Origin of the sequence: Mesorhizobium sp. LNHC252B00 (assembly GCF_000502955.1) — a bacterium.
Classification (GTDB): Bacteria; Pseudomonadota; Alphaproteobacteria; order Rhizobiales; family Rhizobiaceae; genus Mesorhizobium.
Window position 1 is genome coordinate 392,508 of sequence record NZ_AYWO01000003.1, and the last position, 15,960, is coordinate 408,467.

Genomic DNA, 15,960 nt, shown 5'->3' on the forward strand with positions numbered 1-15,960 from the left:
AAGGCCTGATACTTTTTGCGGGCTTGCCGGACGGGCCGGCCAATGGGTCGAATATCATGCAATTGCGCTTGCTCCAGCCTCTGGCCGGGCTTCTGGTTTTTGGCCTGCTGCTGTTTTCGCAGGCTCCAGTGCGTGCGCAGCTGTTCGAGACCAAGGCCACGCAGGTCTTCATGATCGATGCCGAGACCGGGACGGTGCTGTTTTCGAAGGATGCCGACAAGCCGATACCACCGGCCTCGATGGCCAAGCTGATGACCATGGAAGTGGTGTTCAACGCCATCAAGTCGGGCCGCCTGAAGCTCGACGATACGTTCGTGGTCAGCGAAAACGCCTGGCGCAAGGGTGGCGCGCCTTCGGGAACATCGACGATGTTCGCCAAGCTCAAGTCGGCGGTCCGGCTCGAGGACCTGATTCAGGGCGTGGTCGTGCAGGCGGCCAATGATGGCTGCATCGTCATCGCCGAAGGCATGTCCGGGTCCGAGGACAGTTTTGCCGCGCAGATGACCGAGCGCGCCCGCCAGATCGGCCTCAAGACATCGACTTTCATCAACTCGACCGGCCTGCCGGCGGATGGCCAGCAGACGACTGTGCGTGAACTGGCGCAGCTGGCCGTGCACCTGTGGCGCGATTATCCGGATTTCTATCGCTACTATGGCCAGAAGGATTTCACCTGGAACAAGATCTCACAGAGGAACCGCAATCCACTGCTGGCGATGGATATCGGCGCCGACGGCCTGGCGGTCGGCGCCAGCGAGACGTCAGGCTTCGGCATCGTCGGTTCAGTCAGCCATAACGGCACTCGGGTGATCGCTGCGATGAGCGGGCTCGCCAGCGACAAGGAGCGGGCCGAGGAGGCGCGAAAGTTGCTCGACTGGGGCGTTCGCTCCTTCGAGAAGACCGAAATCTTCGCAAAGGATGAGATCGTTGGAGAAGCCCAGGTTTTCGGCGGCGCCAAATCGGGGGTGATGCTGAAGGCCAAGGGGCCGATCGACATCTTCCTGCCGATCACCAACCGCGACAAGCTGACGGCCAGGATCGTCTACAACGGCCCGGTCGCCGCACCCGTGGAAGAGGGGCAGCCGGTGGGGGCGTTGCGGGTCTGGATCGGCGATACGCTCAGTCAGGAGACGCCGCTTTTCGCAGCCGAATCGATCGGCGTCGGCACGCTGCCGCAGCGCGCGCTCGATGCTGTCAAGGAGCTGGCGGTCGGCTGGCTGCGCTAAATGCATGTCGCTCAAAAGTCGCCCCGGTTTTGGGGCAGCGACATGCATAAAAGCAAAAAATCGACGGCATGGACGTTTCGTCGAACGCGGACTATCTAGAGCGCTACAAGCCCATTCAAGCATGGACAAGAAGGCCTCTCGGTTGGCACGCGGATTTTTCATCACCTTCGAAGGCGGCGAAGGGGCAGGCAAGTCGACGCAGATCGAGCGGCTGGCCAGGAAGATGCGCGCCAAGAAATACGATGTCCTCCTTACCCGTGAGCCAGGCGGCTCGCCGGGTGCCGAAGCGGTCAGGCACGTGCTGCTTTCGGGGGCCGCCGAACCGTTTGGGCCGAAGATGGAAGCGCTGCTTTTTGCGGCGGCGCGGTCCGACCATGTCGAACAGGTCATCCGACCGGCGGTCGAGCGTGGCTCCATCGTGCTTTGCGACCGCTTCCTGGATTCCTCCCGCGTCTACCAGGGCGTCACCGGTGGCATCGATCCAGCGTTCATGAATGCGCTGGAGCAGGTCGCCATCAATGGCATGATGCCCGACCTGACGCTGATCTTCGACATCGATCCGGCCGAAGGCCTGAGACGCGCAACACTGCGACGCGGCGCCGACGCAGACGCCGACCGCTTCGAAAAAGAGACGCTGGCGATTCATCAGGCCCGCCGCGAAGCGTTCCTGGCGATCGCCGCGGCCGAGCCAGAGCGCTGTATCGTGATCGACGCGGCCGCCGAGCCGGATGCGGTCGAGAATGTCGTCACCGCTGCCGTGTTCGCGGCGCTGGCGTCAAGAACGCCGGCGCGCAACATGCGGGCGACGCCAGCATGATCTTCGAACGTATCGCGCCGGAGCAGCACGACACACTGGACGGCGTGCCCGAACCATCCGAAACGCCACGCCTGGTCGGACACCGGCAGGCCGCCGATATGCTCACCGCCGCCTATCGCGCGGGAAAGCTGCCGCATGCGCTGATCTTCTCCGGACCGATCGGCATCGGCAAGGCGACNACACGACGCTCTTCCGATCTCGTCCTGCATCTGACCCGGCCGCTTAACGACAAGACCAAGAGTTTCAAGACAGTCGTCACCGTCGATGAAATCCGCAAGGTGAGCCGCTTCCTGTCGCTGACCTCGCATGACGGCAGCTACAGGGTCGTCATCGTCGATCCGGCCGATGACATGAACACCAATGCCGCCAATGCCTTGCTGAAAAACCTTGAAGAGCCGCCGGCACGAACGCTGTTCATCCTGATCGTCCATGCTCCGGGCAGCCTGCTGCCGACGATCCGGTCGCGCTGTCAGGTGGTGCGATTGACGCCACTCGACGCCGACGACCTGATGGCGGTGCTGGAAACGACTGAGCCATTGCCGCCTGACGATCCGGCTGCGCGGGCGGCTTTGGTCGGCCGGGCAGGGGGTAGCGCGCGCAATGCCATCCTGTTGACGCAGTATGGCGGGCTGGAGATCGCTTCCACGCTCGACGCTCTCGTTACCGGAAGAAAGAGCGATGTCGGCGGCGCCTTCCGCCTTGCCGAAGCCGTCGCCGGCCGCGACCAGGCGATCCAGTTCGATATCTTCAACCGCCGGGCGCTTGACCTTTTGTCGGACGCGGCAAGCCAGGCGGCGCTGGCGGGCGACCTCGCGCGGGCCAAAACCCTGTCGGACACTTGGCATGAGGCGCTGGACGCTATATCTGAGACCGACACCTACAATCTCGACAAGAAGCAACACGCCTTGACCATGATCGACCGCCTGAATTCTGCAATGCGAATGTGACGGCCTTTTTGATGCATGCCGTTGCCCCTGGAAGCGGGGCCACTTTTGGACGGCATGCATGGCAGCGGGATGGCAATCGCCCCCCCGATGCGATATCCACCGCCACGCCTTTCCTTTCAGACATTCATGACGGTTCATTCATGTCACGCGACAAATTCTACATCACCACCCCGATCTTTTATCCGAACGGCAAGCCGCATATCGGTCATGCCTATACGGTCATTGCAACCGACGCACTGGCTCGCTTCCAGCGCCTGGACGGCAGGGACGTCTTTTTCCTGACCGGCACCGACGAACATGGCCTCAAGATGCAGCAAACGGCCGAGAAGGAAGGCATTACGCCTCTGGCGCTCGCCGATCGCAATTCGGCGATTTTCCGCGAGATGACCGAGGCGATGGGCGGCTCGAATGACGAGTACATTCGCACGACAGAACCGCGACACTATGAATCGTGCCAGGCAATCTGGAAAGCGATGGCCGCCAATGGCGACATCTATCTCGACCGCTATAGCGGCTGGTATTCGGTTCGCCAGGAAGCCTATTTCGACGAAGGTGAGACGACGCTCGGCGAGGATGGCGTGCGGCGCGAACCGCTTGGCTCGCCCGTCGAATGGAATGAAGAAGAGAGCTACTTCTTCCGGCTTTCTGCCTATCAGGACAAATTGCTGGCCCTTTATGACAGCCAGCCTGATTTCGTCGGGCCGACCGAACGCCGCAACGAGGTGCTGAGCTTCGTCAAGTCCGGGCTGAAGGATCTGTCGATCTCCCGTACGACCTTCAAATGGGGCGTGCCAGTGCCAGGCGACGACAAGCATGTGATGTATGTCTGGGTGGACGCCTTGACCAATTACATCACCGCCGCCGGCTATCCCGACACAAAGGCCGGGAAATGGCAGTATTGGCCGGCCACGCATATCATCGGCAAGGACATTGTCCGCTTCCATGCGGTCTACTGGCCGGCCTTTCTGATGTCGGCCGGCATCGAGTTGCCAAGCCGCGTTTTCGCGCATGGCTTCCTGTTCAACCGCGGCGAGAAAATGTCGAAATCGGTTGGCAACGTCGTCGATCCATTCGCAATGGTCGAGCACTATGGTCTCGACCAGGTGCGCTACTTCTTCCTGCGCGAGGTGCCGTTCGGCCAGGATGGCAGCTACAGCCATGACGCGATCGTCAATCGCACAAACGCCGACCTTGCCAACGGCCTCGGTAATCTGGCGCAGCGCTCGCTGTCGATGATCGCCAAGAACTGCGACGGCGTGGTGCCGCAGCGCGGCGACCTTACGGATGCCGATAGCGGGATCCTGGATCGGACCGTCGCTGCCCTGGACAGTGCGCGCAAGGCGATGGCCGAGCAGGTTATCCATCTGGCGCTGGCGACAATCTTCGGCGTGGTGGCGGAGGCCGACCGATACTTCGCCGGCGAGGCACCATGGGCGTTGAAGAAAACCAATCCGGCGCGCATGGAAACCGTGCTGTGGACGACCGCAGAGGTCGTGCGTCGCGTGGCGCTGCTGTGTCAGCCCTTCGTCCCGGGATCGGCCAACAAGCTGCTCGACCTGCTGGCAGTGCCGGCGGAGCGCCGCGATTTCGCACATGTCCACGCGGATCATGCGCTGGTGCCTGGCACCGCATTGCCCCCGCCGGAAGGCGTGTTTCCGCGTTATGTCGAACAGCCGGACGCGAACATCTGATGCTCGTCGACAGCCATTGCCATCTGGATTTTCCGGATTTCGCCGAGGAGCGGGAGGCCATTGTCGCGCGCGCCAAGGCGGCCGGGATCGGCCGAATGGTGACGATCTCGACCCGTGTGAAGCGATTCCAGCAAGTCATTGAAATCGCCGAAACTTTCGATGATGTCTACTGTTCGGTCGGCACCCATCCGCACAATGTCGCGGAAGAATTGGACGTGACGTCGGTCGAGCTCGTACGGCTGGCCGCTCATCCAAAAGTGGTGGCGATCGGCGAGGCCGGGCTCGACTATTTCTACGACAAGGCGCCGCGCGATGTGCAGGCACGGGGCTTTCGCAATCACATCGCCGCGGCGCGTGAGACAGGATTGCCGCTGGTCATCCATTCGCGCGATGCCGATGAAGACATGGCAGCCATCCTCGAAGACGAAACAGGGAAGGGCGCCTTCCCGTTCATCCTGCATTGCTTTTCCTCAGGGCGCCGGCTTGCTGAAATCGGTGTTGCGCTCGGTGGTTACGTGTCGTTCTCAGGCATCCTGACCTTCAAGAATTCGGCTGAGTTGCGCGCCATTGCCGCCGATGTGCCGCATGACCGACTGCTGGTCGAAACCGACGCGCCCTATCTGGCGCCCGTGCCGTTTCGCGGCAAGCGCAACGAGCCGGCCTATGTCGCCCATACCGCCAAGGTGCTGGCCGAAACGATCGGCGTCAGCGAGGCTGAAATCGCCGCGCTGACAACGAACAATTTCTTCCGCCTGTTCGGCAAGATGCCGCGACCTCCCGCTTGGCCGAGCAAAGCACCTGAACGATGACCGACCGGCTGCGCCTCACCATTCTCGGCTGCGGCTCGTCGCCAGGCACGCCGCGCATCACCGGCGACTGGGGCAATTGCGATCCGGACAATCCGAAGAACCGCCGCATGCGCACCGCCGCACTGGTCGAGCGGATCGCGGCCAATGGCAGCCGCACAACCGTCGTTATCGACACCGGGCCGGATTTCCGCCAGCAGATGCTGCTGGCCGGCGTCAGGCGCATCGATGCGGTCGTCTATACGCACCCACATGCCGACCATATTCACGGTATCGACGACCTGCGTGGTTTCGTGCTCGATCAGCGCCAGTTGATCGATATCCACGCCGACAGCGCAACAATGCTTCGGCTGCGGGAGGCGTTTAGCTACTGTTTCGAGACGCCGCAGGGCAGTTCCTATCCGCCGATCGTCAAGCCGCATCTCATCGATCACGCCAGGGCATTGGTCATCGAAGGAGAGGGGGGTGCCCTCACCCTCGAGCCGTTGCCGCAGATCCATGGCGACATCATATCGCTCGGCTTTCGCGTCGGCGCGCTCGCTTATTGCCCTGATATCAGCGGCTTTCCGGAGGCCACAGCCGAACGGCTGAGCGACCTCGACGTGCTGATCATCGACGCGCTGCAGTACCGGACGCACCCAAGCCATTTCTCACTTGGCGAGGCGCTTGAATGGGTCGAGCGGCTGGCACCAAAAAACGCCGTGCTGACGCATATGCATGTGCCGCTCGACTACGCCGCGGTCATGGCTGAGACCCCAGCCAATGTCGAGCCGGCCTATGATGGAATGGTGATCGAAATCCCTTACGACTCAGCGCAATAGGAACGGCTCTTCACACCGATGCCGTGCAGACAGCAATGTATGCGGCGAAGGCTGGTAGATCATCTTGTCGGCTTGGATCGGCTTCGACGGCGAAAAGCGGCTGTCCGTCAGCGTATGAAAAACATCGGGCTATTATTTCTTCCAGCCTTACCTCAACGCGAAAGTTCCATAATCTATCTTATGCGACTTTCCGTTGTAGCAGCTAAGTTAAAATGTCCGGATCTGGCAAAGTAGGAATGTCGCTCCTGCCTTGCCAATCTGCCCGCGTTCGAGAGCGTGGGAGATTGCAGATTGGGACTGGTTCTGATGAGCGAACGCGAACTGCGGCGTATCGAGGTTCTGTCGAAGATTGTTGAGCGGCGAATGACAAGCGTTGCGGCGGCAAACCTGCTCGATGTTTCTGTTCGTCAGGTCCAGCGTCTGTTGAAGACGTTCCAAGCGGATGGTGCTGCGGCTCTCCGGCACAAGGCGCGTGGCCGGCGTTCCAACAATCGCATTGTCGATGGTGTTCGCGACTTCGTGCTGGAGCTGATCCGCGAACACTACATCGACTTCGGTCCAACGCTTGCCCGCGAGAAGCTGATCGAACGGCATCAGCTCGCGGTCAGCAAGGAGACGCTGCGCAAGTGGATGACAGAAGCTGGAATCTGGACGTCGCGCCGTGAACGCAAGCAGCGGCTGCATCAGCCCCGCGGGCGACGAGACTGCCTGGGCGAGATGGTGCAGATCGACGGCTCGCATCACTGGTGGTTCGAGAACCGCGGTCCCAAATGCGCCCTGCTCGTCTTCATCGACGATGCGACCGGCAAGCTGCTTCATCTGCGCTTTGCTGGCTCCGAGAACACGTTCGACTACTTTCATGCGGCAAAGGCGTATCTGCGGGAATGGGGCAAGCCGCTTGCGTTTTATAGCGACAAGCATGGGGTCTTCCGAGCGACCCATGATTCCGAGAAGGATAGAAGTACCGGCCTGACGCAGTTCGGCCGTGCGCTCTACGAGCTCAACATCGATATCATCTGTGCCAACACCCCACAGGCCAAGGGTCGCGTCGAGCGCGCCAACCAGACGCTCCAGGACCGGCTTGTGAAGGAACTGCGCCTGCGCGACATCAGCACGATCGAAGCGGCCAATGCCTATGCGCCCGAGTTCATGGCGGACTTCAACGCACGCTTCGGCAAGGAACCCCGCAATCCGAAGAACATGCACCGGCCCCTCGCCGAGCATGAGAATCTGGACGGCGCCATGTGCCGAAAGGAGGTTCGCACGCTGTCTCAGGCTTTGACGCTGCGCTACGACAAGGTGCTGTTCATTCTCAATCCGACCGATACCGCGAAGCGGCTTGCCCGCAAAAAGGTCGTTGTCTGCGACTATCCCGACGGTCGCCTCGAGATCATGCACGACGGCATCGCCCTACCCTACAGAACCTTCGACAAGCTGCGTTCAGTTCACAGATCAGAGATCGTCGAGAACAAGCGACTTGATGCTGCCCTGGACCTGGTCGCCCAGATGCAGGCTGGCCGGGAGCTTCATCGCAGCCAGCGCGGGCCGCGGCGCACCGGACAGACGAACCACATGTTCGGCATTCCCGATGGCAGCCAGAGCAATGGCTATGTGAAGCGTGGCCGCAAGCCCGGCAAGAAGGCGGATTTCACAAAGGNCCACATGTTCGGCATTCCCGATGGCAGCCAGAGCAATGGCTATGTGAAGCGTGGCCGCAAGCCCGGCAAGAAGGCGGATTTCACAAAGGACCCTGCAGTCGTCGTGCGGTGTGAGCAGGCATTTGCCAGAACGCCCGCAGCCAAGGTCGAGAGCCAGGCCGTCAAAGTCGATCTGACACTCACAGAAAGCGATAGGCATCGTATTGCGGATGTGCTCGCAGTGCTGGACGAGTTTCCAATCAACCGGAAGGCTCAACCGACAACGGAAGCCGGCTTTTAGCTCGAAGAGGGCCACGCGGATCTCAAAGCTAAAGCCGACGGAGATCTACTGGATCGCCCCCGATCGGGCTGCGCAACCCCGACCAGCTGACGCCCGATCGGGCGCTCAGATCTGCGCTAGGCCGGGCCGCATCGACGTGGATGCGACATTTCTACTTTGCTGAGAGCGCGACATTCGAACTTGGTTGCAACATCTGTTGTGGCAGCTATTGAGGCGACCCAGAGTATCGGTTCGCAGGCGTGCGACCGCGGTCAAGTCGTTTCGCTGCAAGCACTTAGTAGCCGTTGTCGAAGATCCGAATGACATCAGGAACATCGGAACGGTAATTCGAAACGCAAACGCTCTCGGCGTTGAAAAAGTCTACATCGTCGATCCACGCAAAGCCACTTCCCAGTGACTGGCAGCAAATGCGCCAGCGGAGGTCGCTTTCCGAAACGTCTGTATCGGCTGTCAAATGGACGTTTGTGAAACGCTTCGACAGCACCGACGCCTGCCTCAACCATCTGGAAAAGCAGGGCTTTGTGTCCGTCGTTACCTCACCGCATATAAAGGGAAAGACCAGCGTCTTTCTGCATGAGGGGGACTATACGCGGCACAATGTGCGTAGCAATCCCAATGTTCGGAATGATCGAGAGCCTAAACCTCGGAACTAGTTCGGGTATCGTTCTCTACGAAATCGCGAAACAGCGACGCGAGTATCAGAGCAAATACCGCCGCGGTAGACGGAAGGGAGAACGCGCGGAGCCACTACCTACTGTAATGCGTCGTGAAATTGACGGCTTGGCTTCGAGCGAAACCGAAGAACAGGCTAACGGGCAAAAATGACCGCACCCGACCGGGCACCGGCCGGACGCTCAGGTCCGTGACAGGAAGCGCGTTACTGTCGCATTCTAACTTGCCGGCACCCTGCCCTGAAATGGCTCGATGCGACATTTCTACTTTGCACAGATGGTGACTTTTCAAACTGCGGGAACATCTGTTGTAGCAGCCGTCGCCACACCCGCAGTTCAAGGGTCGCGTTGAGCGGGCCGGTCAGCCCCTGCAGGATCGGCGTGTGAAGGAGTTGCGCCTTCGCTTGCATCAGCACGATCATGGCAGCGAAGGCCTATGCCGTCGAGTTCCATGCAGGGCAGCACATCCCTGCCCTGCATCGACATTCGACAAGCTGCGCTCGGTTCACAGATGGGAGATCGTGGAGAACAATCACACGCAAGGCTGTCGGCCCTTGATGCCGGCGATAGCTGGCATGTCGACGGACATCATGAAACCTTTTAATTTTTGGCCCGTTATCGCGGTTATGTCCGGGGCCAAATTCAAGCGGAAATCGGTCGAGGGTGCCAAACCGCGCGGTGCTGAAAAGTCGCGTCCGGAAAAGGCCTCGGCGGTCGAAGCCGTGCCCGAGCCCGACGGCCAGGCCGCGCCCGAGGTCAACGGCCAGTCCGCACCGCCGCCAGAGGTTGTCGAACCCAGTCCAGAACTGACGCCCGAAGAGGCGGAGCAGGCGCGCAAGCGATATTTGCTGCGGCGCTTCTGGATCAGCGCGCGCGGCTACTGGGGCCGCAGCGGCGATCGGCTCGCCTTGCCGTTCACGATCGGACTGTTGATATTGATATGCGTCAACGTCGGCTTCCAGTATGGGATCAATCGCTGGAACCGCGCGATTTTCGACGCCCTCGAGCAGCGTGATGCCCACACCGTTTATGTTCTAAGCGCTGTTTTCGTGCCGCTCGTGCTCGGAAGCGGGAGCCTTGTCGTCGCGCAGGTCTACCTGCGCATGACGATCCAGCGCCGTTGGCGTTCCTGGCTAACCACCGCGGTCATCGCGCGCTGGCTGGCCAACGGCCGGTACTACCAGTTGAACCTCGTCAGCGGCGACCACCCGAACCCAGAGGCCCGCATGACCGAGGATCTGCGCATCGCCACCGAATCCCCGGTCGATTTCACCGCCGGCGTCCTCAACGCGTTCCTGTCGGCCTCGACCTTTATCGTCGTGCTGTGGACCATCGGCGGCGCGCTCACCCTGCCGATCGGCGGCGAGAGCATCACCATCCCCGGCTTCTTGGTGATCACCGCAATGATCTATGCCGCCATCACCTCCACCTCGATGGTGGTCATCGGCCGCAACTTCGTCCAGCTGTCCGAGCGGAAGAACCAGGCAGAGGCCGAACTGCGCTACACGCTGACTCGCGTGCGCGAAAACGGCGAGAGCATCGCCTTGCTCGGCGGCGAGGAGGAGGAGCGCAGCGGCATCGACAGGAATTTCGGCCATGTGCTGAGGCAATGGGCGCTGCTGACCGGCCAGCACATGCGCACGGCGGCGGTGTCGCAGGGATCGAGCCTATTCGCGCCGGTCGTGCCGATTTTGCTTTGTGCACCGAAGTTTCTCGAAGGCTCGATGACGCTCGGACAGGTGATGCAGGCTGCCTCTGCCTTTGCCATCGTGCAGGGCGCATTCGGGTGGCTGGTCGACAACTATCCCCGTCTCGCCGACTGGAACGCCTGTGCTCGGCGCATCGCCTCGCTGATGATGTCGCTCGACGGGCTCGAGCGCGCCGAGCAGAGCGACGCGCTCGGACGCATCAGCCGCGGTGAAACCGAAGGTGGTGCCATACTGAGCCTGGACGATCTCTCCGTGACGCTCGACGACGGCACCGCAGTGGTCAAGGAAACCGAGGTCGCGATCGAACCGGGCGAGCGGGTGCTGGTGGCCGGCGAATCCGGTTCGGGCAAGAGCACGCTGGTGCGGGCCGTCGCAGGCCTGTGGCCGTGGGGTGGCGGCGGCGTCAATTTCCGTGCCGGCAGGCGCCTGTTCATGTTGCCGCAACGCCCCTACATCCCCTCCGGGACGCTGCGCCGCGCGGTTGCCTATCCCGCTGCCGCAGACAATTGGACGCTGGATAAGATCAACGCTGCCCTCGACAAGGTGGGGCTAAACTATCTCGCCGACAGAATCGAGGAGGACGCGCCATGGGACCAGATCCTGTCGGGCGGCGAAAAGCAGCGGCTCGCCTTCGCGCGTCTACTGCTGCACACACCCGATATCATCGTGCTCGATGAAGCAACGTCGGCACTCGATGAGAAGAGCCAGGACAAGATGATGGAGATGGTCATCCACGAATTGCCTGACGTCACCATCATCAGTGTGGCACATCGCGCCGAGTTGGAAGCCTTCCATAGCCGCAAGATCACATTGGAGCGGCGCGAGGGCGGCGCAAAGCTTGTCAGCGATATCGATCTTGTCCCGCGCAAGGGCAGACGGAACTTGCTCGGGCGCGCCTTGTGGGGCTCCGGCGCGTCAAATCGAAAGGCGGCACGACCTTAGATAATACGGCCAGATAATACCGCGGGATAAGGTGGCGGTGAGCGCTGTGGCTTTTGCGCAAACCTTTTTGTCCGACGTGCGTTGTTCCTTCTCGAAACCGAGGAGACAAACATGCAGATGAAGTCGCAGACATCAGGCGAAGCCGCCAAGCAACGGCATATCCAACGCGGCATTGACGCCAAGGACAAAGCCAAGGGCAACGGCAAGGCTCAACGTGCAATGCAAGCCGGCGCCCGCAAATATCCTGAGCCGCCCTTTCCCGAGCAGCATCAGCCCAAGCCGGGGCATGAATGGGCGATTGAGCCCCCTCCTCTCTACGATGCGCCCTATTACCTGGGGTCGAAAAAACTCGACGACAAGGTAGCGCTCATCACAGGTGGCGATTCCGGAATCGGCCGTTCGGTGGCCGTGCTGTTTGCCCGCGAGGGCGCGGACATTGCGATCGTCTATCTGGCCGAAGACAAGGACGCCGAAGAGACCAAGGCGGCCGTCGAAAAAGAGGGGCGGCGCTGTATTCTGATAAGGGCCGATGTCAGCGAACGCAAACACTGCCACAACGCGGTGGAGGTCACGGTGCAGAAATTCGGCCGGATCGATGTGCTGGTCAACAACGCTGCTTTCCAGATACATTCCAGCGATTTCAGCGACCTGACCGAGGCACATTTCGACACGACGCTGAAGACCAATCTCTATGGCTATTTTCATATGGCGCAGGAAGTGGTGCCGCATATGAAGCCAGGCTCGGCTATAATCAACACCGGCTCCGTGACCGGCATTGAAGGTTCAAGGCAGCTCGTCGACTATTCGATGACCAAGGGCGGCATTCACGCATTTACGCGCGCGCTTTCGGGCAACCTTATCGGCAAGGGAATTCGGGTGAACGCCGTTGCGCCAGGCCCGGTGTGGACACCGCTCAATCCATCGGACAAGGAAGCAGACGACGTCTCGAAATTCGGTGCGGACACGCCGATGAAACGGCCTGCACAGCCGGAAGAGCTCGCACCCGCGTATGTGTTCCTCGCCTCGCCACATTGCTCGAGCTACATTACCGGCGAAATCTTGCCGGTGGTCGGCGGTTACTGACATGAGGACAAAAGACACTGACGTGTGATGACCACAGAGTGAGACGGATAGTCCGGGAAATAGCGAAATCTACACGTCACGCGCCGCACGATAGCGAGACGCTAAGGCAGCAAATCGATGGTGCCGGGAGTCGACCCGGCGCGCTGACGATTGCTTCAATTTTTCGGGGAACAATCGCGGAGCCGGATGAAGATCCGCTTATTCCCCTGCGTTGCCGAGGCGGTGTCCTCCGCAGGATTGGATCATGTTGGATCGGCCGGCCAGCCGTCGCGACGACTGGCCGAACCGAGTAGCCTCACTCGGCTGCCTGCAGGTTTACCTTGCTTTCCGCGATTTCGGTGAGCTTGCGATCGGTCGCCTGTTCTTCCTTCAGGTTCTTGGCCAGCACGTTGGCGCAGTCGCTGCGACCAAGCTGCTTGGCCCAGGCGATGAGCGTGCCATAGCGGGTCATTTCATAGTGCTCGACGGCCTGCGCCGAGGCTATCAGCGCCGCATCGAGAACCTCCCTGTCGTCGACGTCGCCGCTGACGTCGTCGGCTTCCTCGAGAATGCCGTCGATTGCTGGGCAGTTGACCTCCTTGGCCTTAACGCCATGCAACTCGAACACCTGCTCGACGCGCTCGATATGGCCCCTGGTCTGGTCGAGATGCTTTTCAAATCCGGCTTTCAATTGCGGGTCGGTTGCCTTGTCGATCATCTTCGGCAGCGAGATCGGAAGAGCACACGTCTGAACTNCGATCTGCCTTTCGGCGTAGTAGATGTCGCGCAGCGTGTGTACGAAGAGATCGTCGAGTGTCTTGATGTCCTTCGAAAAGAAGCCCATGGCCTCGCCTTTCATTGTTATCAAGGTTGATTTCGGCTGCGGTTTTTGCCCGCCGCCTGCGAAAGCCGGGACTCGTCCCGGCTTGCTGGTCAACGTGCCGGTACCGGAGGAGTTCCTGGTCTCCGGGGCGAAACCGTTACTCCTTTTTCGAAACGCCGCGATCCGCGTCCGATGGGAGCCTTTGTGTCGATCACACGTTCTAACCGGAATGCAAACCGGAACGGTGAAAGGTCGGCAGAATGTATTTCATTGCGTTGGCGACGGACTACGATGGCACGCTGGCTCATGACGGGACAGTCTCCAGGAAGACCCTCGCTGCCCTTGAACGGTTCAAGAAAAGCGGCCGCAAGCTGCTTCTCGTGACCGGGCGCGAACTGCCCGATTTGAAGCATGTTTTTTCCGAAATCGGCCTTTTCGACAAGGTCGTCGCCGAGAATGGAGCGCTGATCTACACGCCCGCCAGTGAGGAAGAACGGGTGATTTCGCCGCCGCCGGAACCCAAATTCGTTGCCAGGTTGAAGAAGCAGGGCGTCAAGCCGCTTTCGGTCGGGCGGTCGATCGTCGCAACCTGGGAACCCCATCACGCCACCGTGCTCGAGGTCATCAAGGAGCTGGGGCTGGAGCTGGAAATCATCTTCAACAAGGGCGCGGTGATGATCCTGCCGAGCGGCATCAACAAAGCCACCGGACTGGCTGCGGCACTACAGGATCTTCGGCTTTCGCCACACAATGTGGTGGGCGTCGGCGACGCCGAGAATGACCATGCCTTCCTGCAGGCGTGCGGCTGCAGCGTCGCCGTCGATAACGCAATTCCCGCTGTCAAGGCCACAGCCGATCTGGTCATGCGTGGCGCACGTGGGAAGGGCGTGGAGGAACTGACCGACAGACTGATCAAGCGTGATCATGAGATCGTGCCGAGGCGCCATGACGGCATCGTTCTCGGATCGGCCGGCGGCAACGAGATTTATTTGTCGCCGACCGATACTGTCCTCATTGCCGGCAGTTCGGGCATCGGCAAATCCACTTTGGCCACCGCGCTGACGGAACGCTTCATCGAGACCCGGTTTCAGTTCTGCGTCTTCGATCCCGAGGGCGACTATGACGGTCTCGAAGGCGCCGTTCGGCTGGGAGACGGCTCCAGCGCGCCGACAAAGGCGCAAGTGCTGGATCTTATCGCCAAGGCCGAAAGCAATATCGTCGTCAATGGGCTGTCCCTGCGCGTCAATGAGCGACCGGATTTCTTTGCCGACCTGCTGCCTGGCCTCGGCAGTTTCCGCCGTCGCACAGCGAGACCGCATTGGCTCCTTATCGACGAAGCACACCATCTCCTGCCCAAGCGGCGCGACGATACGCGGGCAGTCCTGTCGTTGGAATTGCCTGGCACGATCTTGATCACCGTTCACCCGGAAGCGATCTCGACCGACGCGTTGCGCCTGGTGACAGCCATCATTGCGCTTGGCCCCAAGGCGAAGGACGTCGTGAAGGTCTTCTGCAAAGTGACCGGCATCGAGCCGCCTAAGGAGATCTCCTCGCCCAAGGGCGAGCGCGTGTTGTTCTGGCGGCCGCAGAAACGCAAGAAATTCGCCATGGTCAAGGTGATCGAGCCACGCCAGTCGCTCAAGCGGCACAGCCGCAAATATGCCGAGGGACAACTCGATGAGGCGGGCAGTTTCTATTTCCATGGCCCCGACGATGCGATGAATCTCAGGGCCCACAATCTGATGATTTTCGCCCAGATGGCCGAGGGCATAGACGACAAGACCTGGGAGTTTCACCTGCGCGCCGGCGACTATTCCAAATGGTTCCGCCAACAGATCAGAGACAAGGACCTGGCACGCGAAACAGCCGAGGCGGAAAAGGACGAAACGCTTTCAGCCGAGCAAAGCCGCAAGCGGGTACTCGACGCGGTTCGGCGGCGATATACGGCGCCCGCCACGGCGCCGGAATGAGGCGGAACGACGCCGGCGCCATTGGTTCCGTACGCGGAACTTCTCCTCAGTCGGGTAGCGCGGCGACCGCGATTATTTCAACAACGATGTCGGCTTGCGCAAGCGCCGCAACCCCGATCACCTCCGAGGGTGGCGGATTGTTATAACTACAGTGTTTCGGGCAATGCTCGGCAAAGAACTGGTCCAGCACGTCGAGGCGAAAATTCGGAGAACTCAGGACGCCGCCATCGGGAAATGGCCCTTTGATGAAGAAGGTCAGCCGAATGAGATAGTCGAGCGCGCTGCCGAGTTCCTCCAGATCTGATTTGATGTTCGTCAAAACTTCGCGCCACTGTGCCGCCGCATCGCCAGCGAAGCCACCTCCCCTTTTGCCGGCTGGGTCATAGTCGTCGGCGGTTGCCGTGTTTCCGCAAAGGTAGACAAATCCCTTTGCTCCGGTAACGACCGTACCTTTTCCCCACGGCATCAACCGGCCGTTCTTGAATTTCTTATGGGTTACGAGTTCCATGTTCCTGTTCGGCGCCGTCGCGCCCCTGATCA

The 15,960-nt window shown here is 60.7% G+C and carries 10 protein-coding genes and 1 pseudogene; 10 read left to right on the forward strand and 1 reads right to left on the reverse strand.

From position 1 onward, the window contains the following. Positions 1–56 precede the first annotated feature (56 nt). The 10 genes and pseudogenes from X744_RS163435 to X744_RS163375 all read left to right on the forward strand — a co-directional run bounded on the left by X744_RS163435 (position 57) and on the right by X744_RS163375 (position 15,420). Complete coding sequence (locus X744_RS163435; RefSeq protein ID WP_023757827.1) at positions 57–1,223, forward strand: D-alanyl-D-alanine carboxypeptidase family protein; 1,167 nt, start codon at positions 57–59, stop codon at positions 1,221–1,223. A gap of 142 nt (positions 1,224–1,365) precedes the next feature. After that, positions 1,366–2,040, forward strand: coding sequence for a dTMP kinase (gene tmk / locus X744_RS163430; RefSeq protein WP_023757828.1), 675 nt, complete (start codon positions 1,366–1,368; stop codon positions 2,038–2,040). After that, complete coding sequence (locus X744_RS163425) at positions 2,037–2,987, forward strand: DNA polymerase III subunit delta' (protein WP_023757829.1); 951 nt, start codon at positions 2,037–2,039, stop codon at positions 2,985–2,987. The genes tmk and X744_RS163425 overlap by 4 nt, the downstream gene beginning before the upstream one ends. A gap of 140 nt (positions 2,988–3,127) precedes the next feature. Beyond that, the gene (metG, locus tag X744_RS163420) at positions 3,128–4,678 is read left to right on the forward strand and encodes a methionine--tRNA ligase (protein ID WP_023757830.1); all 1,551 of its coding nucleotides are present in this window, start codon (positions 3,128–3,130) and stop codon (positions 4,676–4,678) included. Then, positions 4,678–5,487, forward strand: a complete 810-nt coding sequence (locus X744_RS163415; RefSeq protein ID WP_023757831.1) for a TatD family hydrolase — start codon at positions 4,678–4,680, stop codon at positions 5,485–5,487. Before metG ends, X744_RS163415 begins: the two co-directional genes overlap by 1 nt. Then, a complete protein-coding gene (locus X744_RS163410; RefSeq protein WP_023757832.1) occupies positions 5,484–6,305 on the forward strand; it encodes an MBL fold metallo-hydrolase in 822 nt (273 codons plus the stop codon). The genes X744_RS163415 and X744_RS163410 overlap by 4 nt, the downstream gene beginning before the upstream one ends. A gap of 306 nt (positions 6,306–6,611) precedes the next feature. Next, positions 6,612–7,937 (forward strand): annotated as a pseudogene (locus X744_RS163405) (ISNCY family transposase); the annotation flags it as partial. Positions 7,938–9,540: 1,603 nt separating this feature from the next. Continuing rightward, on the forward strand, positions 9,541–11,565 hold the full coding sequence (locus tag X744_RS163390) for an ABC transporter ATP-binding protein/permease (RefSeq protein ID WP_023757836.1): 2,025 nt from the start codon (positions 9,541–9,543) through the stop codon (positions 11,563–11,565). A gap of 111 nt (positions 11,566–11,676) precedes the next feature. Then, a complete protein-coding gene (locus tag X744_RS163385; protein WP_023757837.1) occupies positions 11,677–12,648 on the forward strand; it encodes an SDR family oxidoreductase in 972 nt (323 codons plus the stop codon). 1,062 nt (positions 12,649–13,710) lie between these two features. Beyond that, positions 13,711–15,420 carry an HAD-IIB family hydrolase gene (locus X744_RS163375; RefSeq protein ID WP_023757839.1) on the forward strand — a complete coding sequence of 570 codons (1,710 nt, stop codon included), beginning with the start codon at positions 13,711–13,713 and terminating at the stop codon, positions 15,418–15,420. A 46-nt stretch (positions 15,421–15,466) separates the two neighbouring features. On the opposite strand, the gene X744_RS163370 is transcribed toward X744_RS163375, so the two are convergent. Then, on the reverse strand, positions 15,467–15,928 hold the full coding sequence (locus tag X744_RS163370) for a RidA family protein (protein ID WP_023757840.1): 462 nt from the start codon (positions 15,926–15,928) through the stop codon (positions 15,467–15,469). Positions 15,929–15,960 lie beyond the last annotated feature (32 nt).